The 25,046-nt window shown below is 43.3% G+C and carries 22 protein-coding genes; 10 read left to right on the top strand and 12 right to left on the bottom strand.

Annotated features, from left to right (window positions below):
- Window positions 1-52 precede the first annotated feature (52 nt).
- From nusA to ACTJKG_RS05265, 4 genes are all read right to left on the bottom strand, one after another.
- Window positions 53-1,288, bottom strand: coding sequence for a transcription termination factor NusA (nusA, locus tag ACTJKG_RS05280; protein ID WP_172333896.1), 1,236 nt, complete (start codon window positions 1,286-1,288; stop codon window positions 53-55).
- Window positions 1,289-1,291: 3 nt separating this feature from the next.
- On the bottom strand, window positions 1,292-1,756 hold the full coding sequence (gene rimP / locus ACTJKG_RS05275; RefSeq protein WP_172333897.1) for a ribosome assembly cofactor RimP: 465 nt from the start codon (window positions 1,754-1,756) through the stop codon (window positions 1,292-1,294).
- Between the two features lie 133 nt (window positions 1,757-1,889).
- Window positions 1,890-2,321: a hypothetical protein gene (locus ACTJKG_RS05270; RefSeq protein WP_440738531.1), complete on the bottom strand. Its 432-nt coding sequence runs from the start codon at window positions 2,319-2,321 to the stop codon at window positions 1,890-1,892.
- 135 nt (window positions 2,322-2,456) lie between these two features.
- Window positions 2,457-4,820 (bottom strand): prolyl oligopeptidase family serine peptidase, encoded by a 2,364-nt coding sequence (locus ACTJKG_RS05265; RefSeq protein ID WP_440738530.1) that lies wholly within the window; start codon window positions 4,818-4,820, stop codon window positions 2,457-2,459.
- 88 nt (window positions 4,821-4,908) lie between these two features.
- Between ACTJKG_RS05265 and ACTJKG_RS05260 the strand changes: the two genes are divergently transcribed.
- Complete coding sequence (locus ACTJKG_RS05260; RefSeq protein WP_172333900.1) at window positions 4,909-5,427, top strand: GNAT family N-acetyltransferase; 519 nt, start codon at window positions 4,909-4,911, stop codon at window positions 5,425-5,427.
- Between the two features lie 12 nt (window positions 5,428-5,439).
- Here ACTJKG_RS05260 and ACTJKG_RS05255 read toward each other — a convergent pair whose 3' ends face one another.
- Entirely contained in the window at window positions 5,440-7,266 is a 1,827-nt protein-coding gene (locus ACTJKG_RS05255) for an FAD-dependent oxidoreductase (protein WP_440738529.1), read from the bottom strand.
- Window positions 7,267-7,356: 90 nt separating this feature from the next.
- On the opposite strand from ACTJKG_RS05255, the gene ACTJKG_RS05250 reads away from it, so the two are divergent.
- Window positions 7,357-7,914 (top strand): YfiT family bacillithiol transferase, encoded by a 558-nt coding sequence (locus tag ACTJKG_RS05250; protein WP_440738528.1) that lies wholly within the window; start codon window positions 7,357-7,359, stop codon window positions 7,912-7,914.
- A gap of 49 nt (window positions 7,915-7,963) precedes the next feature.
- Here ACTJKG_RS05250 and ACTJKG_RS05245 read toward each other — a convergent pair whose 3' ends face one another.
- The 4 genes from ACTJKG_RS05245 to ACTJKG_RS05230 all read right to left on the bottom strand — a co-directional run bounded on the left by ACTJKG_RS05245 (window position 7,964) and on the right by ACTJKG_RS05230 (window position 13,885).
- On the bottom strand, window positions 7,964-11,695 hold the full coding sequence (locus ACTJKG_RS05245) for an ATP-binding protein (RefSeq protein WP_440738527.1): 3,732 nt from the start codon (window positions 11,693-11,695) through the stop codon (window positions 7,964-7,966).
- 123 nt (window positions 11,696-11,818) lie between these two features.
- Window positions 11,819-12,703 carry an ACP S-malonyltransferase gene (gene fabD / locus ACTJKG_RS05240; protein ID WP_172333904.1) on the bottom strand — a complete coding sequence of 295 codons (885 nt, stop codon included), beginning with the start codon at window positions 12,701-12,703 and terminating at the stop codon, window positions 11,819-11,821.
- A 111-nt stretch (window positions 12,704-12,814) separates the two neighbouring features.
- The gene (gene folE, locus ACTJKG_RS05235) at window positions 12,815-13,459 is read right to left on the bottom strand and encodes a GTP cyclohydrolase I FolE (protein ID WP_172333905.1); all 645 of its coding nucleotides are present in this window, start codon (window positions 13,457-13,459) and stop codon (window positions 12,815-12,817) included.
- Between the two features lie 9 nt (window positions 13,460-13,468).
- Window positions 13,469-13,885, bottom strand: a complete 417-nt coding sequence (locus ACTJKG_RS05230) for a 6-pyruvoyl trahydropterin synthase family protein (protein WP_172334433.1) — start codon at window positions 13,883-13,885, stop codon at window positions 13,469-13,471.
- A gap of 76 nt (window positions 13,886-13,961) precedes the next feature.
- Here ACTJKG_RS05230 and mqnB point away from each other — a divergent pair, with 76 nt between their 5' ends.
- The 4 genes from mqnB to ACTJKG_RS05210 all read left to right on the top strand — a co-directional run bounded on the left by mqnB (window position 13,962) and on the right by ACTJKG_RS05210 (window position 16,721).
- Window positions 13,962-14,582 (top strand): futalosine hydrolase, encoded by a 621-nt coding sequence (gene mqnB / locus ACTJKG_RS05225; protein WP_172333906.1) that lies wholly within the window; start codon window positions 13,962-13,964, stop codon window positions 14,580-14,582.
- Between the two features lie 97 nt (window positions 14,583-14,679).
- Window positions 14,680-15,540: a menaquinone biosynthesis family protein gene (locus ACTJKG_RS05220; protein WP_172333907.1), complete on the top strand. Its 861-nt coding sequence runs from the start codon at window positions 14,680-14,682 to the stop codon at window positions 15,538-15,540.
- A gap of 315 nt (window positions 15,541-15,855) precedes the next feature.
- Complete coding sequence (locus ACTJKG_RS05215) at window positions 15,856-16,200, top strand: ArsR/SmtB family transcription factor (RefSeq protein WP_172333908.1); 345 nt, start codon at window positions 15,856-15,858, stop codon at window positions 16,198-16,200.
- A gap of 26 nt (window positions 16,201-16,226) precedes the next feature.
- Complete coding sequence (locus ACTJKG_RS05210) at window positions 16,227-16,721, top strand: SRPBCC family protein (protein WP_172333909.1); 495 nt, start codon at window positions 16,227-16,229, stop codon at window positions 16,719-16,721.
- A 330-nt stretch (window positions 16,722-17,051) separates the two neighbouring features.
- On the opposite strand, the gene ACTJKG_RS05205 is transcribed toward ACTJKG_RS05210, so the two are convergent.
- Both ACTJKG_RS05205 and hflX read right to left on the bottom strand, forming a co-directional pair.
- On the bottom strand, window positions 17,052-17,600 hold the full coding sequence (locus ACTJKG_RS05205) for a hypothetical protein (protein WP_172333910.1): 549 nt from the start codon (window positions 17,598-17,600) through the stop codon (window positions 17,052-17,054).
- Between the two features lie 28 nt (window positions 17,601-17,628).
- A complete protein-coding gene (gene hflX / locus ACTJKG_RS05200; RefSeq protein WP_172333911.1) occupies window positions 17,629-18,813 on the bottom strand; it encodes a GTPase HflX in 1,185 nt (394 codons plus the stop codon).
- 275 nt (window positions 18,814-19,088) lie between these two features.
- Between hflX and ACTJKG_RS05195 the strand changes: the two genes are divergently transcribed.
- Genes ACTJKG_RS05195 through ruvC form a run of 4 tightly spaced genes read left to right on the top strand, consistent with a single transcriptional unit; the run spans window position 19,089 to window position 24,259 of the window.
- Complete coding sequence (locus ACTJKG_RS05195; protein ID WP_172333912.1) at window positions 19,089-21,023, top strand: DUF3857 domain-containing protein; 1,935 nt, start codon at window positions 19,089-19,091, stop codon at window positions 21,021-21,023.
- A 6-nt stretch (window positions 21,024-21,029) separates the two neighbouring features.
- A complete protein-coding gene (locus tag ACTJKG_RS05190) occupies window positions 21,030-22,973 on the top strand; it encodes a DUF3857 domain-containing protein (protein ID WP_440738526.1) in 1,944 nt (647 codons plus the stop codon).
- Between the two features lie 11 nt (window positions 22,974-22,984).
- Entirely contained in the window at window positions 22,985-23,620 is a 636-nt protein-coding gene (gene aat, locus ACTJKG_RS05185) for a leucyl/phenylalanyl-tRNA--protein transferase (protein WP_172333914.1), read from the top strand.
- Between the two features lie 57 nt (window positions 23,621-23,677).
- Window positions 23,678-24,259 (top strand): crossover junction endodeoxyribonuclease RuvC, encoded by a 582-nt coding sequence (ruvC, locus tag ACTJKG_RS05180; RefSeq protein ID WP_172333915.1) that lies wholly within the window; start codon window positions 23,678-23,680, stop codon window positions 24,257-24,259.
- Between the two features lie 134 nt (window positions 24,260-24,393).
- On the opposite strand, the gene ACTJKG_RS05175 is transcribed toward ruvC, so the two are convergent.
- A complete protein-coding gene (locus ACTJKG_RS05175) occupies window positions 24,394-24,954 on the bottom strand; it encodes a hypothetical protein (RefSeq protein ID WP_440738525.1) in 561 nt (186 codons plus the stop codon).
- Window positions 24,955-25,046 lie beyond the last annotated feature (92 nt).

Raw genomic sequence — 25,046 nt, 5'->3', positions numbered from 1 at the left:
AATTTCTCTGCTTATTATCGCAAAAATACGATTTTAATTTTGGTTTCTATGCTTATTCAAACTCAGCATTCAATATTGATAACACTTCTTTTACAGTTTCTTCTTCCAAATCTGTACGTTTTACCAATTCGCCTACTGTTAAAGCAAGTACCGATTTCGCGGTGTCTAAACCTATACGTTTAAACTCATCGATGATCCAGCTGTCAATTTCATCTGAAAATTCTTCGATGTCCACATCCTCGTCATGCTCGTCTGCTTCGCGGTAAACATCTATTTCATAGCCGGTTAGTTTACCGGCCAGTTTAATGTTATGACCGCCACGGCCAATGGCCAGTGATACCTGATCGGGTTTTAAATATACCGCAGCCGTTTTTTTATCGTCATCCAGCTTTATAGATGTTATTTTGGCTGGAGATAACGCACGCTGAATATATAACTGAACATTATTGGTGAAATTGATCACGTCAATATTTTCATTTTTTAATTCACGAACGATACCATGTATACGTGACCCTTTCATACCCACACAGGCACCAACCGGATCAATACGGTCATCATATGACTCAACTGCCACTTTTGCTCTTTCACCCGGTTCACGCACAATTTTTTTGATGGTGATCAGTCCGTCGAAAATCTCAGGCACTTCCAGTTCAAACAAACGCTGTAAAAACTCAGGAGCGGTACGTGAAATGATGATCTTAGGGTTACTGTTCAGCATATCTACTTTATGAACAACCGCTTTTACACTGTCGCCTTTTTTAAAGTAGTCAGCCGGGATCTGCTCGGTTTTTGGCAGCAATAGCTCGTTACCTTCATCGTCAAGCACCAGGGTTTCTTTTTTCCAAACCTGGTAAACCTCACCGGTAACAATTTCGCCTACACGATCTTTATATTTTTTGAAGATCTCATCTTTTTCCAGTTCCAGAATTTTTGAAACCAGTGTTTGGCGGGCGGCTAAAATAGCTCGGCGGCCAAAGCTTTCCAGCGTGATCTGTTCAATAAAATCATCTCCAACTTCCAGGTCGGCATCAATCAATTGTGCTTCGGCTAATTCAATTTCCAGGTCGTCATCCTCGCTAAATCCATCTTCCATAACCTTACGGGTACGCCAGATCTCTAAGTCACCGTTATCTGTGTTTACAATTACGTCGCAATTTTCATCGGTGCCATATTTTTTCCTGATCATGCTTCTGAAAACGTCTTCCAGAACGCTCATCATGGTTGGGCGGTCAATGTTCTTGAAATCTTTAAATTCCTGAAAAGAATCAATTAAATTAATATTGCTCATTTTCTACTTGAATGATATTAAAACTTTTGTCTCTGTTATTTTATCCATAGGGATCACGCTTTCAACAGTTTCGGCTTTTTTCCCTTTTTCTTTTACTTTTTCTTCAATAATAATGGCATCCTCTGTAATAGCTGTCAGCGTGCCTTCCCTTTTGGTTCCGTCGGCCATTTTGATACCTAAAGTACGCCCTATGTTTTTGGCGTATTGCCTGGCCGATGATAGCGGGTAATCAATTCCCGGCGATGACACTTCCAGATTGTATGCCGTTTCGATCACATTCTCCTCTTCCAAATGAAAGCCAACGTGCCTGCTAATCTGCACACAATCATCAATTCCCAGGCCGTTATCACCATCTACCAGCACAACCAGCTTTCCGTTCGAGTGCATTTTGATGTCCACAATAAACAAATTCGGCTTATCGGCTATCTTCTCCTCAACCAGCTCTCTTACTCTTTTTTCAATATTCATTACCCTCCGGTATTTTGATTGATAATTTGATTGATAAAATAAAAGAGGGGACAAATCGCCCCCTCTTTTATTAATTAGGTGCAAATATACACAATATTATTTGATTTTCAAGCAATTCACGGCAGTTTATTACTTAAAATGTTAAATCAACATAGTGTAAACTCCCCGGCCTGTTGTGCCCCCCTATAAAATCTGCAGGCTTGTTACCATTATCAAATTGATAATACCGCACAAAATAAGTTTGGCGACTTACAAAGGGGGTATCCGGTGTAAAAATAACGGCGCCATCAGCAATATGGTATGTACCCGGCTGCACCGGCTGATAGCTTTTCATTTCTGTATCGGCCGGCATTTTATATACCGGTATGAGCCCCTGCCAGTTAGCTCCCGATGTGTCGCGGGCAATGTCCTGGATAACCGCCACATCTAAACCGGTTATTTTGACAGAACGTTCCTGATTTATCTTACTGATGTGGATTACGAAAGGTTTAGGTGTATTGCTACAGCCTATGTTTAATAAAACAAGCAGAGTTAGTAATTTATTTATGGAAATGTTTTTGGGCATGATTTGGCGATTTGTAAAATTAAGCTTTCAACCATGTCATTGCGAGCGGAGCGTGGCAATCTCGTCGCCTGTATATTGAACGCGAGGAGATTACTTCGTCGTTCCTCCTCGCAATGACATATTTATTTGCTTCGTTCACTTTCTCAACGTTTGCTCGAACAGCTTGAATATACGCTTGTATTCATCCGCCCAACTGCTGGGCTGTTCAAAGCCGTGATCTTCTACCGGGTACGATGCCAGTTCCCAGTTCTCTTTATGCAGCTCAATTAGTTTTTGTGTAAGGCGAATGATATCCTGGTAATTCACATTTTGATCAATCATGCCATGAAGCATCAATAGGTTGCCTTTTAAACCATTGACAAAATATATGGGCGAGCTTTTGCGGTAAGCCTGCTCATCGGTAAAGGGTTCATTTAATATATTGGATGTATATCCGTGATTATAATGCGCCCAGTCGGTAACCGATCTGATAGCACCGCCGGCAGCAAAAACATCGGGCTCGGTAAACATCCCCATGAGCGTAATGAACCCCCCGTATGACCCGCCGTATAAACCCACATGTTTAGGGTTAACACCAAATTTTTCAACCAGGTATTTTACTCCGTCAACCTGATCAGTCAGATCTTTACCGCCCATATGGCGATAGATACCTGTGCGCCAGTCGCGGCCATAGCCTGCACTGGCTGTATAATCGATATCCAGTACGGTATAACCATTATCGGCCAGCAGATTATTGAACATAAACTCGCGGAAGTAATAACTCCAGGAATAAGTTACTTCCTGCAAATAACCAGCCCCGTGTACAAAAATAACCGCGGGTTTCGCCGGATCGGCCTTTTTAGGCAGATACTGGCGCGCGTAGACATCGGCACCATAACGGTTTTTAAAGGTGATGATCTCCGGATCACGCCATGCGTATGAATTGAATTCGGCCGAAACAGAATGTGTTACCTGTACCGCTTTCGCTCCAGGCTTATTAGGCTGCAGATACAATTCCCAGGGTTTGTTGGAATAAGAATAACGTATAGCCAGCCATTTTTCGTCGGGCGACAGGGTTACATCATTACCGCCCTTCATTCCGGTTATTTTTACCGGCTTACCTCCGCTTACCGGGATGCTGTAAAAATGCGTTATACCCGGGTGCTCCATATTCGCGGTAAAGTAAAATGTTTTTTTATCGTTTGATAATTGCAGGGTCTGTACTTCCCATTTACCGCTGGTGAGTTGCTTTTTTGCACCGCCGATCACATCAACCAGGTAAATATGCGAATAGCCGCTGGCCTCGCTCTGGAAGTAAAAGTGGGTATCATCGGTAAAACCAACATTACCCGCGGCGCTGGTTTCAATGCCCGGCCCACCGATCCAGGCTTCATCCCGCTGACGATCGAGCAGGGTTAGTTTGCCCGTAACTGGATCAAGGCGCATAATCCACCTGTCTTTATTATCCTGTGCGCTGATCACCACAACAGCATTTTTACCATCAGCACTCCAGAATGGGCCTTCTACATCCACTTGCCTATCGGCATTCGCTTTTTTGCGTTCGGCCAGTTCTGCAGGGTAATCCTTGACATAATCGGGCAGATCTTTAATGCCGGGAATGTCCTGCGTAAGTACCGGATAGAAAGATTGGCGACGGGTATCAAACACAAACATTTTTGAAGAAGAAGATGCTCTACCCACTTTAGAGCGGTTCGGGATATCCTCCGTAAAACCCGAAGCGGTTACATAATTAGGTACGATAGCATTTTTTACACCATTGGCTGCTTTGGTTAACCGGTAGGTGATGTACTTACCATCCGGGCTTATTTTTACCGCTCCCACACGATCGCCGCCGGTAATCAATTCTTTTAATTGCTGAGGCTCCAGGGCCGCAGCCTGGGTTGAATCGAGTTTATCTTCTTTCGCTTCTTTTTTGATGATGTCAAAAAGCTCCAGCTGCTGTTTTTTAAGCCATAACTCCTGATCGTTCAGCGTTTCGGCATCTTTCTTTTTTTCCGGTGATCGTACAAAGTTGGTAAGCTGTTTTAACCGTCCACCGTTGAGTTTAAGGGCAAAAAGATTATTATTTTGTTTAAATATGATCTCCTGCTCATTACCACTAAAAACAGGGTCATCCTCACGCTGTTCGGTATTGGTTAGCTGAGTAACTTTCCCGGTTTTGATGTCGGCAATAAACAGGTCGCCGTTCTTTTCAAAAACCTTTTGCGTATGGCCTTTATTCCATTCACCATCGGCCGTTAAACCACGCTGCTCTGCTATGCTTACTTTTTGCGGACTAATAGTACCTGTAGTAATGGCGTATAACGCGTCGGCATCATCATGGCCGGGGTTCCATTTAAAATAGATTTTTTTACTGTCGTCGCTCCAGCGGATATTGGATGGCGATGTACCGATCCATTTAGGATCGCGCATGATCTTTTCAACGGTAAGTGTATCCAGTTTCTGGGCAAACACGCCGGCAGTATTGGCTATAAGTAGTAAGGTGATCAGTTTTTTCATGTAATCTATGGGGCAAAACGCCTTAAAATGTTTGCAATTTAACAGTTTCGGTTATCATTGTTATTTTTAAGCATTTTATTGTTACAAAATGGAAATACAGGGCTCAGCATTTACTTTGAGGGGATGGTTTGATGGCGATGAGGCATCATTGCAACAACATGCCAATAATCCGAATGTATCCGCCTTTTTGCTCGATCGTTTCCCCTATCCTTACACCCTGAACGATGCCGTTACCTGGATCACCTTTATGAAAAAACAGGAGCCACATACCAACTTCGCCATAGCGATTGACGGCCAGGTTTGCGGCGGTATTGCCCTCGATCTAAAAGTTGACGCCAACCATAACCAGGCCGAGATAGGCTATTGGCTTGCCGAACCCTACTGGGGCCGCGGCATCATTACCGAAGCCGTACAATTACTTACCCATTATGCTTTTGAAACCCTTGGCCTTATACGTGTACAGGCAGGTGTGTTCAGCAAAAACACTTCATCTATGCGGGTATTGGAAAAGGCGGGCTATGTTAAAGAAGGCATTATGCGCAATGCGCTGATCAAAAAAGGCGTAGTGATGGATCAGCACTTATACGCCATTTTGAAACCCGAATAATTTAACGGCTCCTTAATTCACCATCCTCCCGGCAAGATCGACCGTGCGGGCAAATGGGTTTAAAAATTTATTGGCCAAAACGGCAAATTCACGCCGGGTTACCGGTTTGTTCATATCAAAATCGGAGCTAAATTTGTATTGTGTTTTCCAGGCTTTCTGCATACTTATCTGCAGGGTTTTAGGCTCGGTAAGCGTAATCTCGCTGATGAACGACAGGAGGTTACCTTGCGTAAATTTTTCGTCAGGCTTTTCTTTATTGAACCACAAAAAAGCGCGGGCGTAGATCTCCTTAAAAAAAGGCTCCACTTCGGCGGTGCTTACTACCGAGTCGGGCATAAACAGTAACTGCGCGGTGTTGCCGTTTACCTTTTGTATTCCTTTCAGTAAACCCGTAGCCCCGATCTGCTGTATCGACCTCAAATATGGATCATTGGATTTGATATCGGCAAAAGGCAATAACCAGGCTTTAAAATCAAGCAGTTCGCCCTGTATTATCCGAACATTTAGTTTTTTGGTTGTTGTTTTAAAGAAAGCGCAAAAAGCAGCCGTCGCCCCCGCCCCCTGCCCTACGCACATTTGTATGGAAGGATACATACTGCTGGCATTAACCAGGTGCGATACCGACAAAGCTTTTTCGGTAACCAGCAAGTTATCCAGATCTTTAAGCACAATGGAACCCAGCGGAATACTATATCCTGTAAATGGTGGATAGTTTGTTTTGGGGGCTGTACCTTCACCATAATGTTGCCCGGGTGTGGCATCTCCAACGGCTATAGCAGTACGATATAGTTTGACAGACCGATCATAAGGCTGATACAGGTCATCCAGTGTCATGCGCACCAACCCTTTGGCACGACTGGCTTCGCGGATATATGGAAGGTATGGCAGATGATCAGCGGTTGGATATTCATCATCCAGGCCCAGGTTTTTAAGACCCAGTTCTGTTTGCAGGTAATATATTAATCCCAACGTATGTAAACGTGCTTTGGCATAAAAAGCATTGCGATTAGCGGGTTTCAGGTCATCTGCCGTGGTTGGGTATTGGTTGCCGCAGCCTGCCCATTTGATCATGAATTTATCATTAGGCAACCTGCCTTCGTTCAGCATTTTGCTGATGTTTTTATCTTTTAGGCAAGCATATTCTGCAGCGTCATAACCTTGCGGTTTGGCCATGGTTTTATCGGCCGTTTTACCAAAGTCTTTTACAATGGCTATCCAGGTAATATCCTGTATCCGGGGTAAAGTCGTTTCAGGCGCCAGACTTTCGCCTGTATCTTTTGAGCTGTCAAAACCCGATACTAACACCTCTCCTGCCTTGGCTGCTACATCGCCGGTTTCGGTGGCATCAATTACTACTTTGGCTTTTACGGTGGTAGTTCTGTTATTTTCGGTGATACTTACCTCCCAGCCTGTGCCATCTTTTTCAATAGCGGTAAAAGGTGTATTGAGTTTTACGGTGAGGTTTTTAACCGTGTCGGTCATTTTTTTGAGGATGGCCGCACCGGTGTAGGGCTCAAAGCGCAGCGTAGCATTATAGGTGGTATCATAACCCAGCCTGTTTTTATAAAAATCGCGCACATGTCTGCGGAACTCGCCCCAGATACCCGATGGTAAATTCCGGTTGCCCTCAACCACGCACATACCGGCGGCGGTCATACTGCCACCCAGCCAGGGACCGGGTTCAACCAATAAGGTTTTTAGTTTGCTGCGTGCTCCCTGTATAGCCGCCGCGGTTCCGGCAGCACCGCCACCTATCACCAGAATATCGGTTTTTATGGTTTGGGCATATGAAAATGAGGCATTTAAAAGCAGGAGTACTAACAATATCTTTTTAACCATCGGCTTATTAAATAGGTACAGAACGCTAATTTATAGCAAAAGCTTGTGGTAGTTTTAAATTATCCCTAAATTAAATTTTTTTTATAGCCCATGACAGACGAACAAATGAAATTTCCGATAGGGAAATTTACGCCGCCGGCATCATATACCAACGAAGATATACGTGAATGGATAGAGGAAATCCGGACCTTGCCGGGTAAATTACGCCATGCTATTGCCGGTCTGAACTACCAGGAGCTTGATACGCCTTACCGCACCGGCGGATGGACACTACGGCAGGTGATACACCACATGGCCGATAGCCATATGAATTCTATTACCCGTATTAAACTGGCTTTAACCGAAAACAACCCGGTGATAAAACCATACGAAGAGGCCGACTGGGCGTTGCTGCCCGATTATCGCCTACCGGTTGAGCCGTCCTTGAAAATGCTGGAAGGCATCCATCAACACATGGTAGCCTTGTTTGAAAGCTTTACCGAAAACGAATGGATCCGCACTTTTGTTCACCCGGCATCTGGTGACACTATTTCACTCGTCAAATGTCTTGGAACGTATGCATGGCACAGCAACCACCACCTGGCCCATGTTACCGAAACAGTTAAAAAACTTTCGAAGAAAGCTCAAAGCGAAAAGCTGAAGGCTTAAAGCTAAACGCAAGACAGAAAGCTTTTTGCTTTGGACTTTAAGCTTTCTGCTATGTAGCGGCCGGGAAACTCAGATAAAAAGATGTACCGCTGCCTGTGGTGGTTTCGAACCAGATCTTGCCATTGGCATTTTCGATGGAGTTTTTAACAAATGCCAATCCCAAGCCTGTACCCGAACTTTTGGTGGTAAAATTGGGCTCAAATATTTTTTCGCGCATGTTTTCGGGAATCCCGTTACCATTATCTTTAATGGTAAGCAGCACATTTTTACTGGTGATGAGATAGTTAATATCGATAACTCCCTGTCTGTCTGGCGGGGTTGCTTCAATGGCATTTTTGAGCAGGTTGTTAAAACAGCGCAGCAATTGGTCTCGGTCGGCATTGATCATGAATGGAGTTTCCGGAGGCTGGTAAGCAATAAGAATATTATCCATTTGCTTAAAAATGGTAACCGCCTGCCCCAGCATTTCAAAAATATTGATCTGCTCAATTCGGGTATCGGGCATTTTGGCAAAGGCCGAAAACTCCGAAGCAATAGAAGACAGACTTTCAATCTGTTCAACAAATGATTTACTAAAACGCTCAAACTTCTGATCAAATTTAGGATCCTTATCCTTCCATGATTTATCAAGCAATTGCAAGCCCAATTTTAAAGGGGTTAGCGGGTTTTTAATTTCATGGGCAACCTGTTTGGCCATTTCACGCCAGGCGCTTTCCCTTTCGGACTGAGCCAGGCGGTGTGCGCTGTTCTCCAATGCCGATATCATTTTATTGTATTCAGATATCAATGCCCCGATCTCGTCATTACGCGCCCATTTGATATGTTCGTTCTTTTTACCGTAGATGGTTTTACTTAAACTTTCCTGTATAAAGTTTAGGGGCGCTGTAATTTGCCGGGCAATAATCACCGCGAAAAACCCGATGGCCAAAAACACTACTGCGTATACATTGATCATTACATTTAATAAGGAGCTGATACGTTCGCGATAATCCGCCTCGTTCGAAAAATAGGGCAGCTGGATATAAGCTATGGTTTTATTTGAGCTGATAATGGGCGCGTAAGCCGCTTTATAGCTTAAGCCGCCTATTTTTTCCTCATTCACAAACTCCGATTTCTGCAGCTTGCTCAGGTAAATAAAAGCTTTGGCATTCATCCTTTTGGATGTTAACCCGTACTCATAAATTTTAGGCTGCGTAGTTACCAGCGGTACCCCGTTGGTATCAAATAAGGTAAGATCTGTTGAATAATTATTGGCCAGCTCATTAAAACTCACCTGGCTTTCTTCATTAACGTTATATATATATTTATTGAACAGGCCGCTTTCAAAAGCTGTAACTATACGGGTTATCTTATCGCGAATCATTTTGTCCTGTTGGGTATGGTATTGTGTGCTGATGGATACGAAGGTGATAAAACCTACCATCATTAGCGTGACCATTACAGCAAACACCATCGAAAACTGGATACGGGTACGATACAGTATCCTATCGAAGTTTATTTTAAAACCCCATTTTAATTCATGCTCATTAATGCTCCAGATCCTGATACGCATCCTTAACCAGCGGATGGTTAAAATAACCGCGCTAAACAATAACAGCACAACAAAAAAGAAGGTTATAGAAGTGATGCCGGTATATAAAGGGTTCTCCTCCCTGCTTACTACTATTAAATTACGGTTACTGGGCTTATATATTAAATGACTATAAGTTGCAAAACTATCATACCACTCGGCGTTATTACTACGAGTGGTTTTAATGATATACTTTTTTATAACTCCCTGAAACTCGGCATTATCAAGCGTATAAACATAGTTACCCTTTTGGCTCAGCAGCTTATTATCAATATAAAACGCATAGGAATAATCTTTAAATTCATCTTCTGGTTTTATATGCCCGTCAACCAACAGCTCCGGGAAAGTGCCTGATGGCTGCAGAGGTTTTGATTTTAATTCGATGACCAGGGTACCTAATTGCTTTCCGCCATAATTAACCGGTAAAATGGCAAAGTAATTTTGAAACCCGAACGATTCATTCTCCCGGTAAAAATAATCTGATACCTTAAAGGAGCTGTATAATACCAGGTCTTTAAATACATTTAAAGCATAGTTATCATCCGTTAAGGGTTGCTCTAACTGGTTATACTCATGTACTTTAAATTCATACTTCGATAAATAGCCATCAAAATATAATTTCTGAAAACGGGTTTTCAGGAAATCCTTATTGCGTACAGCATTCGGGTTAAAGTATGCCTTAATAGCGGTATCGGCGATGATCTGTCCTTCTATTTTTTTGAAAATATAATCGGCGGTCGCATCGTCCGGAACTTCGAGCTTCTGAACAAGCGCTTTACGCGTTTCCCGTTCCTTTACATTTTCAAACTGATTAAGCTTAATAGCCGAGATAAGCGCGCATATTAATATAATGGTCAAAAGCGTTGTGCCATTAAGTCGCTCTTTATGAAATAAATGTCCGTAGGCCCTGATAACAACCAAAATACACCACAAAAGATAGAACGATGTATACTCCCGGTACAAGGCAAAAATTATGGTTGTTACAACTACGCTCAGCAATAGCAGGAATAACTGATGCGAACGCGGTACTAATAACCTGAGACAAATAGAAAGAACGATCTCATCAATAATATAGAATATCAGGAAACTGAAACACAGCATCAACACGCCAAGCAAGCTAAAACCCGACAGACTCAATACGTTATTTACATTAAAACTTATTTTTGAATTGATGATCAATCCATAAAACAGGTTCAGCAACAACGTTGAGCTCGCAATAAGTATGAGTATACCGGCAATAACAATGAAATAGCCAGCCACCTTCCCGGGTATAACCGTAAATAACCTTCGCCTCTGCAGATATATAAAGGTAACAAACCAGCATATGCACATGATATTGATACAAAAATCGCCCAGGGAAGGATATACTACACTGGATGCATAAAATATGGGGTTAAATACCGACAGGGTATAGGCAAAATCGGGTAGGTTGTAATGCAGATTAATATATCTGAACAACACTATAAACGCTGCCAGTAATATGATGGATAACACCGCGTAGCCTTTGAGTGCAATATAGCTGCATACCCTGTGCATCAACACGCACAGCACCATAACGGTTAATATCCAGAACGCCAGCTCATAATAAACAAAGGCATAATTAATGCTATTGGCCTTTAACTTTATAGAAAATAAATAATGATGGTTGCTGCTATGTACCTCGTAAACATTGTTATCGGCAAAATCAGCAATTTCAATATTGTTATATTTAACCAGATCTTTATCAAAGGTGTTTTGCAGATACTGGTTCTCAAATGCGTAGTTGATCTTTATCGGGATAAAAAAAATGACGGAAAAATCGCCTTTGGTTTTTCTTATCGCTTCATAATAGCCATTGGGTTGCTTAATAAAGGAGTGGCCCTCTTTTATAGCCCCAAAATTGTCGGGAATAACCCTTATACCACTCCAAAACCGTAAATTATTGTTTTGCAGTGTAATAAAAGGTATACGGTTGTTAACCGTAATTTCATTAATATCATTAAGGGCATCCTGCTCATTATCGGGCAGGTATTTAAACAGCCTGAGATTCAGCTTACTGTTGATCAGTGCATTTACATAAGCTTCTTTTTTATGCAGGTTTTCTTCCAGCGTGGTGCCGGCTTTTACCAGGTTGTTTACAGGCGTATACGCTTTTTGAACAATAATGGCCGTAGCTAATAAACTAAGGCCTATTAAGGTAAGCAACAAGCGTATTTTTCCTGCGGTAGTCAAATTTGCTGTATGTTTTAGTTAGTATCAAGTAATTGGTATCAAGTATCAAAACCTCTTAAATACAGATTTAGAATCCGTAAAAGTCTTGATGCTTGATACGCTCGCTACCTGATACCAAAATATTTATTGTAAAACCGCGCTACTGGTGGGCACCGCCACATCTACCTTTTTTACCAGTCCCTGCAGCACTTTGCCCGGTCCTACTTCGGTAAACGATGTGGCTCCATCTTCCAGCATATGTTTTACGGTTTGCGTCCATCTCACCGGCCCGGTAAGCTGGGCTATTAAATTTTGTTTTATGGATGCCGTATCTGTGTAAGGTTTGGCATCAATATTTTGGTAAACAGGGCAAACAGGGTCTTTGATCTCGGTGGCCACAATAGCAGCCTCAAGCTCCACTCTTGCCGATTCCATCAGCGGTGAATGAAAAGCGCCGCCAACTTTAAGCTTCAGCGCTCTTTTTGCTCCTGCTGCCAATAGTTTTTCGCAGGCTTCGTCAATACCTTCAATACTACCCGAAATTACCAGCTGCCCGGGACAGTTATAATTAGCGGTAACCACTACACCAGCTGCCCGTTGGCAAACATCTTCTACTGTAAAATCATCCAGGCCCAAAATAGCGGCCATGGTTGATGGCTGCAGCTCACAGGCTTTTTGCATAGCATTGGCACGTGCGGCCACTAAACGTAAACCATCTTCAAATGATAAGGCCCCTGCGGCTACCAAGGCCGAAAATTCGCCCAATGAGTGGCCGGCAACCATTTCAGGTTTAAAATCATCGCCTAAAACCGCAGCTAAAATAACCGAGTGTAAAAAAATGGCCGGTTGGGTAACATTGGTTTGCACCAGGTCATCGGCGGTGCCATCAAACATCACATCGGTGATACGGAACCCTAATATCTCATTAGCTTTTTCAAATAATGCACGGGCCTTTTCTGATTGTTCATACAGATCTTTACCCATACCTGGAAACTGGGAACCCTGTCCCGGAAAAATATATGCTTTCATTTTTTATTTCGGATGTCGGATGTTCGAATTCGGATTTGCTATCCAGCTCCGGTCTCCTGTTTTTATCTTCTCTTGGTTCTTGATTCTTATCTCTTGCTTCTCATCCCAGGCTTAACCCAATTTGGCTGATATCAAATTTAAAAATTCGGTACGGGTTTTCTCTTTTAAAAACTCGCCGGTAAATGCCGATGTGGTAGTTACCGAGTTTTGTTTTTGTACACCGCGCATGCTCATGCATAGGTGGCGGCATTCAATAACAACACCTACGCCAATTGGGTTCAGGGTATCCTGTATACAATCCCGTATCTCGTTGGTCAATCGTTCCTGCACCTGCAGGCGGCGGGCAAAAACATCAACAATGCGCGGTATTTTGCTCAAACCAACCACATAACCATTGGGTATGTAGGCAATATGCGCTTTACCAAAAAAAGGCAGCATATGGTGCTCGCACATGGAGTATACTTCTATATCCTTTACAATTACCATCTGGCTGTAGTCCTCTTTAAACATGGCCGAGTTCAGGATCTCTTTAGCATCCAGATCATAACCGTGGGTAAGATACAGCATAGCTTTAGCCATACGCTCAGGTGTTTTTAACAAACCTTCGCGCTCAGGGTTTTCACCAATTTGCTTTAAAACGTCGAGGTAGTTGCCAGAAAGGTTTTTGATCAAAGAGGGGTTATAACGGTCAACCTTGGTATAGCCATCCAGATCGTCATCATCATCGCGATGAGGGAGGTTCTCTTTATCTATCATTTTATCAAATTATCCGCCAAAGTATTCGGCAGAGTTGTTTTCGGTTTCATACAATTTAACCGAGTGTAAAAAAACACCCTCATACGCTTCAATAGGCGCTTTAAGCTGGTTAAATATCTCAATGCATAGTAATTCTGTTGATGCCATTTTACCTTCCATAAAAGGCACATCCTTATTAATGTTCTTATGATCGAGCTTTTCGATCACATACTCGTTAATAATACCTTTAAGCTCTTTCAGGTCAATAAGATAGCCTGTAGCATGCGTAACCTCGCCTTTTACGGTTACAAACAGGTTGTAGTTGTGCCCATGCCAGTTGGGATTGGCGCATTTGCCAAACACCTCAAAATTTTTTTCAGCGCTCCATTCCTCACGGTACATCCGGTGAGCGGCATTAAAATGTTCCTTGCGCGTAATATGTATCATCATAATATTCGTGGGTGCAAATATACAAAACAAAAATAGCCGAGTTGTTTTATCTTAGCACTCAAAAAAATGCAATATGCTCATATTAATTGTAGCAGCCACCTCTTTTGAGGTTGAACCTTTAGTAAATCGTTTCGGAAATAAGCTTGATGTATTGATAACCGGCGCCGGCATGGTGCCCACCGCCTTTGCCCTGGGCCGGCAGTTTAATATGCACAAGTACGACCTGGTGATTAACCTGGGTATCGCGGGCAGTTTCGACCGCGAAATTACCCCGGGCTACGTGGTTGAAATTACCGAAGATACCTTTGCCGAAACAGGTGCCGAGGACGACCAGGAGTTTATCCCCATCACCACTCTGGGCTTTGGCGAAAACACCTTTAAGCCAACTACTACCCTGGAGCAGGTGTGCAGCAGCCTTTACCTGGCTAAAGCAAAGGCCATTACCGTAAATACCGTTCATGGCAATGAGGAATCAATCCAAAAAATACAGCGAAGGCTGAACCCGCAGATAGAGACCATGGAAGGCGCCGCCTTTTTTTATGGCTGCCGCCAGTTCAATACGCCCTGCCTGCAGATCAGGTCAGTGTCAAATTATGTAGAAAAACGTAACCGCGACAACTGGGACATACAACTTGCCATTAAAAATCTGAATAACTTTGCCATCGAACTGGTTAGCCGGATCATTAATAATTAAATTGAGGTGTGAGAAGTTAGTGTGAGTGACAGAGACAGATTGATCTGATAGCTTCATTCTTCGCACTCGCTCTTCGCACCTGCAACACGCACTTACCATGAAACTAACACTCGGCTTTTCGCCATGCCCCAACGATACTTTTATTTTCGACGCGCTGATACACCATAAAATTGATACCGAAGGCCTGGAGTTTGAGGTTTTTTATGATGATGTGGAAACCCTGAACCAGAAAGCCTTTCGCGGCGAACTGGATGTAACCAAATTAAGCTATCATGCCTTCGCCTACGTAGCCGATAAATATGTACTGCTCGACTCAGGCAGTGCACTGGGCTACGGTGTTGGACCAATGCTGATTTGCAAGGACCATCCCGAACAACTCCACACACAACTCACCACTCTCAACTCACCACTCACCATCGGTATTCCCGGCAAATACACCACCGCCAACTTTTTATTGAGCTATGCTTTTCCTAATGCTACCAATAAAGTGGAGCTGGTATTCTCTGACATTGAAAATGCTGTGCTGGAAGGCCGCGTTGATGTGGGGCTCATCATCCACGAAAACCGTTTCACCTACCAGGATAAAGGTTTAAAAAAGATCCTTGACCTGGGCGATTACTGGGAAAAACAAACCGGTTGCGCCATACCTTTGGGAGGCATTGTAGCCAATCGTGATTTACCAGTTGATGTACAGCATAAACTGAACCGGGTACTGCGCAAATCTGTTGAGTTTGCCTTTGCCAATCCAAAATCTGGTTTGGAATTTATCCGTTCTCACGCCCAGGAAATGAGCGAAGAGGTGATGTACAAACACATTGAACTTTACGTAAATAAATACTCCATTGATTTGGGCGAAGAAGGGCGCAAAGCCATTAATCTGCTTTTTGATACGGCGCTCAAAAACAATACAATCCCAGCTATAGAAGAAGAATTGTTTTTGAGCCCCCTAACCCCCTGAAGGGGGAATTTTACCTGCAAATAAATGGCCTGTAATCCTGAGCTCGTCGAAGGATTGCGCGCAGAGGCCTACCCAACGTGCTCCTCCACGCGTCATTGCGAGGCATGAAGCAATCCCTAACTATACAGAGCCGCTCTGCTAATCGGGGATTGCCACGCCGCGCTCACAACGACGCGCTTTTTATCACCCGCCACTTGCTATGTAAGCAACCCTTACTTCGTCTTTCCATTTTCCTTCTTCAAAAAAAAATTTCAAATAAAATTTGCGTAAGTAAATACTTACATATATATTTGAGTAAGCAAATGCTTACATATCATGACAAGTACCAGAAGAGATGTATTCCAGGCCATAGCCGACCCCACCCGCCGCCAGATCATTAACCTGATCATGCAGCAGCCCCTGAACCTGAATGCCATTGCCGACAATTTTGAGGTAAGCAGGCCCGCCATATCTCAACATATCAAAATCCTCATTGAATGTGGCTTGATAGATGTTAAAAAGAACGGTCGGGAAAGGTATTGTGAAGTGAGGCTTGAACCCTTGAACGAGGTGGCGCAATGGATAGAACCATACCGCCGGAGCCTGGAAGAACGGTTTAACAAAATGGATGACCTGCTGGCACGTATGCAAAAGGAAAATAAATCAAATGATAAAAAATAAAGAAGCACCAATTAAAAATTAAAAAAATGGAAAAGAATAAAACAACCATCGCAGCCGTACCCGGCAAACAGGAAATTTTCATCACCCGGGAATTTGAGGCTCCACGCGAGCTCGTGTTTAAAGCATATACCGACCCTGAATTACTGTTACAATGGTTGGGCGGCCAATGCGACCTCACCATGCGGATAGAAAAATTTGAAGCCAAAGCAGGCGGCTCCTATCGTTATATCCATACCGATCCGGCCGGAAATGAATATGGCTTTCATGGAGTTTGCCATGAAAGTACCGCCCCCGAGCGCATTATCCAAACATTTGAGTTTGAAGGCTTACCAGAAGCAGGGCATGTAGCACTGGAAACTACAAAATTTGAAGCCTTACCCAATAACCGGACAAGGGTAGTTACACAATCCGTATTTCAATCAGTTGCTGATCGCGACGGCATGCTGCAATCGGGCATGGAGCAAGGCGTCCAGGACTCGCACGCACGCCTGGAGGAATTGCTGGTAACTGTTACCGCCTAAAATTAGATATATGTCATTGCGAGCGCAGCGCGGCAATCTCGTAGAATACAAGTTACCTTACATTATTCGCGATTGCTTCGTCGTTCTTCCTCGCAATGGCATAAAGTAGATTCATCGAGCCTAAAACCATCTGCCAAATGACCTTAAATCACTTTATCTTTAACAAAGCAGAATATTGTATCTTGTAGGTGTTAAAAAAATGCAGCTATTTTGTTATCCATCAGGATTCCACGAGAGGGGTGGACATCACGCTTACAACCTGTTATATTGGATGCCGAAATAAATTCGGCATCACTTTTTTACCCTCGGGAGCTATAATCTGGCAAGTAACTATTTTCTGAAATTGAAATTATAAGCAATTCTTAAACCGGCCACTGCTACAGTGGTGCTGCCGCTTGTACGGCTCCACTTTAAAACGCTGCCACTCAAATCAAACTCTACGTTATTTTGATTATCAAAGGGGATCTGATAACCTATAGCCAATAGACCGCCGCTGCTGGATCTGTCGGCATTAATGATCCCTAAAACTCCGGCACTTGCAAACCATTGTTGCGTAAAATAATATTTGCCGCTAAGTGCAAGGCTAATTCCGCCCAGATCGCCACGGGTATAGGTGCTATAACCCTGGTAACCCTCATGAATAATGGCCCCATCGCCTTTTATCTGCTTAGCGCCTATTGCGGGCACCAGCGCAAATCTATTGCCCAGGCGTATATTACCCTGCAGGCTTACATCAGCCCCGGTACTGTAACCTGATGCAAATGGCACATTAACACCGGCGCCCAGGCCAATACCGCTGTGTGCCTGTGCATTTACACGTGCATGCATAAGCATCATAATACAGGCTAATATGGCTAATGCAAAACTCTTGCCCATCATTAGTTTTTAAAGATCACTATACCGGTTCTCAATACAACAACTGGTCATACGGGTACCTTTCGGTATGTATGGCCTTTACTTCGTTATACAACAAATCCCGAAACTCGTCGACATTTTCCTTTTTGGTAGCCGATATAAATATCGCCGGACTATTATTCTTCGCCATCCAGCTATGTTTAAAATCCTCTAAAGTAAGCGGTTCTGTTTGCGGTTCAATCTGGTGTTCTTCGGGCCTAAAAGCATCTATTTTATTAAACACCGTGATCATTCGTTTATCAATAGCGCCAATATCTTTCAGGGTTTCATTAACGGTACGTATCTGATCCTCAAAATTAGGGTGCGATACATCCACCACATGCACCAGGATATCGGCCTCGCGTACTTCATCAAGCGTCGATTTAAAGCACTCTACCAAATGGTGAGGCAGTTTACGGATAAAACCAACCGTATCCGATAACAGGAAAGGCACATTTTCAATTACCACTTTCCTCACGGTAGTATCTAGCGTAGCGAACAGCTTATTCTCAGCAAACACATCTGATTTGGATATCATGTTCATGATGGTTGATTTACCTACGTTGGTATAACCCACCAAGGCGGCACGCACCATCTGGTTACGGTTTTTGCGCTGTGTTTCGTTCTGTTTATCGATCTGCTTTAGTCTTTCTTTCAGCAATGCTATTTTATTCAGGATCAAACGCCTGTCGGTCTCTATCTGTGATTCACCCGGGCCACGCATACCAATACCACCCTTCTGGCGCTCTAAATGTGTCCATAAACGGGTAAGGCGGGGCAGTAAATATTGCAGTTGGGCCAGCTCAACCTGGGTTTTGGCTTGTGCGGTTTGCGCCCGGTTGGCAAAAATATCCAGTATCAGGTTATTCCGGTCGAGGATCTTTACCCCCAGCTCCCGCTCGATATTACGCAGTTGCGATGGTGATAGTTCATCGTCAAAAACCACCATATCAATCTCTTCTTCTATAACAAAAGCTTTAATATCTTCCAGCTTACCCGAGCCTACAAAAGTTGCCCTGTCGGGGCGTTGTAGCTTTTGGGTAAAGCTCTTCACGGTTTCGCCACCGGCTGTTGCCACTAAAAATTCCAGCTCTTCTAAGTATTCTTTTTCCTGTTCTTCGGTTTCGTGCGGTGTCATTACACCAACCAGAACAGCTTTTTCCTGCTTCACAGCAGTATCGTAAAATTTTTGCTTCATTAATTATTGTATATCAATCCAAATGCCAGTTTAACTCATAGCATATATCAGGGCAAATACCCCGTTTACTGATGCCAAAATTACAGTAAAGTAATATATAAATTACTATTGTTATTTACTATACGCGCCAGCCTTTCAAATCATTACATATTTACCAGTTATACCTTTTAATCAAAAGGCAAATGGATACAATTAAATATATTAAATTGTTTTTTTTATTTTCATTTTATTAAATTGCTGCAACTTATTTGTAACGACGATTTAAACCTTAGCACATGAACAAGATCTTTACCCTACTCCTTTTAGGGTGTATGGCAGTTGCTGCCCAAGCGCAAACACACGCGCCTGTACCCACCGCACAAGCATTTGGCAAAGTTGATAAAGCTGATCTGGACCTTAAAGCCTGCGAATTTGAAAAGGATGCCAATGCCGAAATCCTTTTTGATAAAGCCGAGGTTTACTTTGACCAAACCTATAATATTGTGACCGAAAGGCATAAACGCATCAAAGTATTTAACGATAATGGCAAATCAGAAGCCAACATCCGTATAGAATATTACAGCGCCAACCATCTTCAATATATTACCGGCCTGCAGGCCCAAACCATCAACCCAGCCAGCGGTGCTCCTGAAATTATAAAAGTTGATAAGAAGCAAATATTTACTGAAGTGATGGACAAATACCGCTCGGCCATGGTATTTTCTTTCCCTAACGTAAAACCAGGCTCCATCCTGGAGTATAAATACCGCTTAACATCTGCTTCTATTGGCGATTTCCCGGATTGGTATTTTCAGAGCGATCTGCCTACACGCTACAGCGAGCTAAGCACCAATGTACCTGATGTTTTATATTATAAACAACTGGTTAACGTGCACTCGCCTTACGTTGTAGATAAAACCAATTCAAGCAACGCGCATATCCAGGCCCTGGCTAATATACCATCATTAAAGGACGAACCTTTTATGAATTCCCGTAATGATAACTCAGAACGTATCCTGTTTCAACTATTAAGTATTAAACCAACCAATGGCTTTACACATACTTACCAGGATACCTGGAAAAAGGTTGGCGAAAATAAGTCTGAAGATGAAGATTTTGGCGGCCAGATAAACCGCAAACTTGCCGGCGAAGAAGCAATTATTGCCAAAGCCAAAAGCATGAAAACCGATGACGATAAGATAGCCTATTTATTTAACGAGGTTAAAAACACCCTTAAATGGAACGACTCCTATGCCCGTTACACCAATGACGGCACCGTAAAAGCCTGGGAAAAAAAGATAGGCAACTCCACCGAAATTAATCTTATACTCACCCATTTGCTCAAAAAATCGGGTATCAAGGTATATCCTATGCTGGTAAGTACCCGCAGTAATGGCCGCGTTAACCCGGCTTATCCAAGTTTTTACCAGTTTAATACCTCGGTAGCCTATATTCCTGTAGATAGCAATAAATACTACGTGCTTGATGCTACCAACAAGTACAATATCTACAACCAGGTACCCAATACCTATCTGAACTCGTTTGGCTTGTATATCAATAAGGACGACCAGGTTTATGACCTCGCCTTTTTAGATGATAAAATTCCCGTTAGACAGGTTGTACTCATCAATGCCGAAATAAAACCTGAAGGCAAAATGAGCGGAACTGCCGATATCAGTAGCTTTGCTTATAACCGTATTAACTGCATCAAGAAGTACAAAACCGATGGCGAAAAAAAATACATCGATTATTTGCGTAACGATAACAATAGTATGAAGATAGCAGCTGTTAAGTTCGAGAATATGGAGGTTGACACGTTGCCGCTACAACAAAAAATGGACTTTAACCTGGATCTTACTGGGGCCGATGAGAACTATATTTACTTTAACTCCAACCTGTTCACCGATCTTAAAACCAATCCATTCCTGAACGAAAACCGGGTTACCGATATCGACTTTGGCTATCGCGACAACTACGCTATAACAGGCATATTTAAACTGCCCGCCGGTTATAAAATTGACGCCATGCCTAAAAGCATCACCATGATGATCCCAGATAAAAGCATTGTTTTTAAGCGCATTGTGGCCGAGCAGGATGGCTCTATCATGATCAGGCTCAATGTTGATTTTAAACAATCACTGTACTTTAAAGAGAACTACCCGGAGTTTCATGAATTCTGTAAAAAAATGTACGAAATGTTGAATGAACAGGTAGTACTTAAAAAAGGCTGATAAATCATGTTTATAAAAAAATATCACAGGCTGCTACTAATCCTGGCAGCCTTATGCACAATATATAGCCACAGCTACGGCCAGGATAAAAACATCCCTAAAGATCTGTACGTGGCCGCAACCATACCCGATTCGTTAAAAGAGGATGCCAATGTGGTAATTCGGTACGAAGCACGTGAAACCATAGTAAAGGAAGCAGGCAGGCAAACAACCAAAGAGCACAGTATTGTAACCGTACTCAATGACAAAGGCGATGATGATGCTATCTTTATGTTGCCTTACAACAAAAAATACGACTCGTACAGCGGCATCGAAATAAACATTTATAATGCTGCCGGCCTCCTGATTAAAAAATATCATAAAAGTGATATGTACGATGGCTCGGCGGCTGATGACGAAACCATGGTAACAGATCAGCGCTATTTGGCTATCAAGCATGCTATAGCCAGCTATCCAACAACTATCGAAATTCAGTATGAAGAAAACGAAAGCAGTTTTATTGGCCTGAACAGCTGGTATGTGCAGGATAAAATGGAGCAAGCTGTACAAAACGAATACTGTAAGATCTCGGTAAACCCCTCTGTTGGTTTCCGGTACCAGGCCAGCAATACCAATATTAAACCTGTTAAAGGCAATGCCGACGGCTTGGATACCTATACCTGGACGGCTAAAAACCTTAAGGCCATTAAAAAACAGGAACATGTTTTAAGCTGGACCATCATCCCCAGGATCAACTTCGCGGTAAACACCTTTAACTGCTACGGCTATCCCGGCGATTTTACCAGCTGGCAATCATTCGGCAACTGGATCAAATCATTAAATGACGATGTTTCTTCCCTTAGCCCCGAACGCATAGCCCAGATAAAACAGATGACCGATACCATCAAAACCGATAAAGAGAAAGCCCGCTTTTTGTATAATTATATGCAAAAAAGCATGCGTTATGTTGGTATCCAGTTAGGCATCGGGGGCTTCAAGCCATTCCCTGCTACCTTTGTTGATCAAAAGAAATACGGTGATTGCAAGGCGCTTTCCAACTATATGCGTGCCCTGCTCAGCGCGGTAAATATCCCATCAAATTATGCTATTATCCGGGCTGGCTACAATGCTGAACCCGCCAGCCTGGCCTTTCCCAGTAATTCATTTAACCATGCCATATTGTGTATCCCTTTTAAAAATGATACCACCTGGCTGGAGTGTACCAGCAGTACAACCGCGTTTGGCAAACTGGGGCCCTTTACCGAAAATCGCAATGCCCTGTTGATCACAAACGAAGGCGGCAAACTGGTAAATACGCCCCGTAGCGCCCCCGAGGATAACCAGCTGAACAGCCAGGTACACCTGGTACTGGATGCCGATGGCGGAGCCAAAGCCCACATCGGTATTTTAAGCAGCGGCGAGTATCGTAGCATGTTTGTTGATGTGCTACCCACCTACAAAGCCGACGAACAAAAGGAGTATCTGTTAAAACACCTGGATATAAAGCAACCCTCGGTTTTTACCTTTAAGCCTGCCGATGATGCAAAAGGCTTTAAAGAAATAAGTATTGACCTGGAGTACGATAAGTTTTGTGACATTGCCACCGGCGACAAGCAATTCTATCGCCCAATGGCCTTTTTGCTTTGGGATGTTACCCTGCCGGCCGAAGAGAAAAGAAAAAGCAATTACTATTTCCCGGCGCCGGTTGCTAAAACCTGCGTAACCACTATCGATCTTCCAACCGGTTTTGAGATGGAAACGCTCCCCACCGATCAAAGTCTAAAGTTTACCTACGGCAGTTACGAGGTAAAATATAAATATGATGCCGCCAAAAACCAGGTGATCAGTACAGCTAAGTTCAACCTGACCAACCAGCTGATCCCAGCCGCCAAATACACCGAAATGCAGGTTTATATGGATGCCGTAGCCAAAGCGCAAAATAAAAAACTGGTGATCCGCCGCAAAGCTTAAATTTGCGCCTGATGATATTCAGGCTCGATAAACGTTTAGTATTTCCTGAGCCCGATCTGGCAGAACCAGACGGGCTTTTGGCTGTTGGTGGCGACCTTTCCACCCAACGTCTGCTGCTGGCCTATCAAAATGGGATTTTCCCCTGGTATAGTGATGATACCCCTATCCTCTGGTATTCGCCGCATGAACGTTTTGTGCTTTATCCGCAGGAACTTAATATATCCCGGTCCATGCGCCGGGTACTTAACTCGGGTAGGTTTAGGGTTACTGCCGATACTTGTTTCAACGAAGTGATCGCGGCCTGCTCCACCGTTCCGCGCGAGGGACAGGATGGCACCTGGATCACCGCCGGTATGAAAGCGGCTTATAACCAACTTCATGCCGAAGGTTATGCCCACTCGGTTGAAGTTTGGCAAAACGACGAATTGGTTGGCGGTATTTACGGCGTAAAGGTAGGCGATGTTTTTTGCGGCGAAAGCATGTTTAGCAAATTAAGCAATGCCTCCAAAACGGCGCTGATACATGTATGCCAAAGTGGCTTATACAAACTGGTAGATTGCCAGGTACATACCGATCATATGGAATCAATGGGCGCACGCATGATCAGCAGGGCGGAGTATATGGCCATTTTAAACCCCGAAAATTAAAAAAGCTTTCGGCCTTAAGCCTTCCGCTTTTAGCTACTATATAGTTACCTTTGAAACGTGCAGCAAGCAAATACCAAAGAACGTATCATTTTAGGCATCGACCCCGGAACGGCCGTAATGGGCTACGGCCTGGTGAAAGAAACCGGACCAAAAATTGAACTCATTGCCCTGGGTGTAGTGAAAATGGAGAAGCTGGATGACCATATGCTCAAGCTGCAGCGCATATTCGAAAAAACAGTAGCCCTTATTGATAATTACAAACCCGATTGCCTGGCCATCGAAGCTCCTTTCTATGGCAAAAACATACAAGTGATGCTTAAACTGGGCAGAGCGCAGGGTGTAGCCATGGCTGCCGCCTTAACGCGCAATATCGATATTACCGAATACGCGCCACGTAAAATAAAGCAATCCATCACAGGTAATGGCAACGCCACTAAAGAACAGGTAGCCGCCATGCTGCAAACCCTACTAAAGTTTAGCGAAACCCCCGATTTTCTGGATGCTACCGACGGCCTGGCCGTTGCCGTTTGTCATTCTTTCCAACGCATATCCACGGGCAGCAGCAAAACCGGCAGCAAAAAATCATACTCCGGCTGGGATACGTTTGTAAAGGATAATGCGAAGAGGATTATGAAGTAGATGCGCGGATGATGATCTTCCTACAATATAAAAGTTTGTCATCCTGAGCGGAGCGAAGGATCTAATCTACAGCATGTAAATCGGCGAATAGATTCTTCGCTCCGCTCAGAATGACAATTGTTTTTTTTAAAGGTTCACGGAATAACGTTCCCGTCAAAATCAAACCTATATTTTCTGTTGTCCCAGTCGGTGGCTAAAATATAGTCGTCGGTAACAACAAAATCATCTTCATTGCTTTTAGGCGTTACAAAAATATCAGCACCGCTCTGTTGCCAGATCAAATCACCATCTGCGCTTAAACGACTGATTTCTACTTCGCCATGAACGATATAATCCAACTTGTATTTGAATATTTCAAAACAGGTGGCAAAATCGGCTTTTGTTTTCCACTGTAACAACAGAGTTGGTATAGTTAGGCAAAATACGCTGTCCGAACAGCAAATCACCAACCTGCCAGGTTCAACGATCAACGAATTTGGATATATATCCGTAGCACCTCCGGATGAACCTATAATTGCGCTGCTTAAAAGCGAAGCATCTTGATAAATCTTTATTCCAAAAGCTGATGTAGATTGATAACCATCCTCATTGACATAAACGGCATTATACGCATGAACATTAGCTATTGAGTCACGCCGAAAATCGGGATCAGGAAAAATGTCAATTTGAAATTCGCCTGCTGTCAGTGGATTCATCTTTGATAATTTTAGGCTTTCGTGAGATTAATGCAGGGGAGATTAAATTTGATTATAAAAGTTTGTCATCCTGAGCGAAGCGAAGGATCTAT

This window comes from Mucilaginibacter sp. 22184 (assembly GCF_052045695.1).
In the GTDB taxonomy this organism is placed as follows: domain Bacteria; phylum Bacteroidota; class Bacteroidia; order Sphingobacteriales; family Sphingobacteriaceae; genus Mucilaginibacter.
This window is presented reverse-complemented; position numbering and strand designations above follow the sequence as displayed.

Bases quoted from the DNA above. Each gene is read 5' to 3' on its own strand.
- ACTJKG_RS05195 (WP_172333912.1), top strand. From the start codon at position 19,089: ATGAACAAGATCTTTACCCTACTCCTTTTAGGGTGTATGGCAGTTGCT.
- ACTJKG_RS05215 (WP_172333908.1), top strand. From the start codon at position 15,856: ATGACAAGTACCAGAAGAGATGTATTCCAGGCCATAGCCGACCCCACC.
- ACTJKG_RS05190 (WP_440738526.1), top strand. From the start codon at position 21,030: ATGTTTATAAAAAAATATCACAGGCTGCTACTAATCCTGGCAGCCTTA.
- ACTJKG_RS05205 (WP_172333910.1), bottom strand. From the start codon at position 17,600: ATGATGGGCAAGAGTTTTGCATTAGCCATATTAGCCTGTATTATGATG.
- ACTJKG_RS05250 (WP_440738528.1), top strand. From the start codon at position 7,357: ATGACAGACGAACAAATGAAATTTCCGATAGGGAAATTTACGCCGCCG.
- aat (WP_172333914.1), top strand. From the start codon at position 22,985: ATGATATTCAGGCTCGATAAACGTTTAGTATTTCCTGAGCCCGATCTG.
- ACTJKG_RS05260 (WP_172333900.1), top strand. From the start codon at position 4,909: ATGGAAATACAGGGCTCAGCATTTACTTTGAGGGGATGGTTTGATGGC.
- ACTJKG_RS05255 (WP_440738529.1), bottom strand. From the start codon at position 7,266: ATGGTTAAAAAGATATTGTTAGTACTCCTGCTTTTAAATGCCTCATTT.
- ACTJKG_RS05210 (WP_172333909.1), top strand. From the start codon at position 16,227: ATGGAAAAGAATAAAACAACCATCGCAGCCGTACCCGGCAAACAGGAA.
- rimP (WP_172333897.1), bottom strand. From the start codon at position 1,756: ATGAATATTGAAAAAAGAGTAAGAGAGCTGGTTGAGGAGAAGATAGCC.
- folE (WP_172333905.1), bottom strand. From the start codon at position 13,459: ATGATAGATAAAGAGAACCTCCCTCATCGCGATGATGATGACGATCTG.
- ACTJKG_RS05265 (WP_440738530.1), bottom strand. From the start codon at position 4,820: ATGAAAAAACTGATCACCTTACTACTTATAGCCAATACTGCCGGCGTG.
- ACTJKG_RS05270 (WP_440738531.1), bottom strand. From the start codon at position 2,321: ATGCCCAAAAACATTTCCATAAATAAATTACTAACTCTGCTTGTTTTA.
- ACTJKG_RS05230 (WP_172334433.1), bottom strand. From the start codon at position 13,885: ATGATACATATTACGCGCAAGGAACATTTTAATGCCGCTCACCGGATG.
- hflX (WP_172333911.1), bottom strand. From the start codon at position 18,813: ATGAAGCAAAAATTTTACGATACTGCTGTGAAGCAGGAAAAAGCTGTT.
- ACTJKG_RS05220 (WP_172333907.1), top strand. From the start codon at position 14,680: ATGAAACTAACACTCGGCTTTTCGCCATGCCCCAACGATACTTTTATT.
- fabD (WP_172333904.1), bottom strand. From the start codon at position 12,703: ATGAAAGCATATATTTTTCCGGGACAGGGTTCCCAGTTTCCAGGTATG.
- nusA (WP_172333896.1), bottom strand. From the start codon at position 1,288: ATGAGCAATATTAATTTAATTGATTCTTTTCAGGAATTTAAAGATTTC.
- mqnB (WP_172333906.1), top strand. From the start codon at position 13,962: ATGCTCATATTAATTGTAGCAGCCACCTCTTTTGAGGTTGAACCTTTA.
- ACTJKG_RS05175 (WP_440738525.1), bottom strand. From the start codon at position 24,954: ATGAATCCACTGACAGCAGGCGAATTTCAAATTGACATTTTTCCTGAT.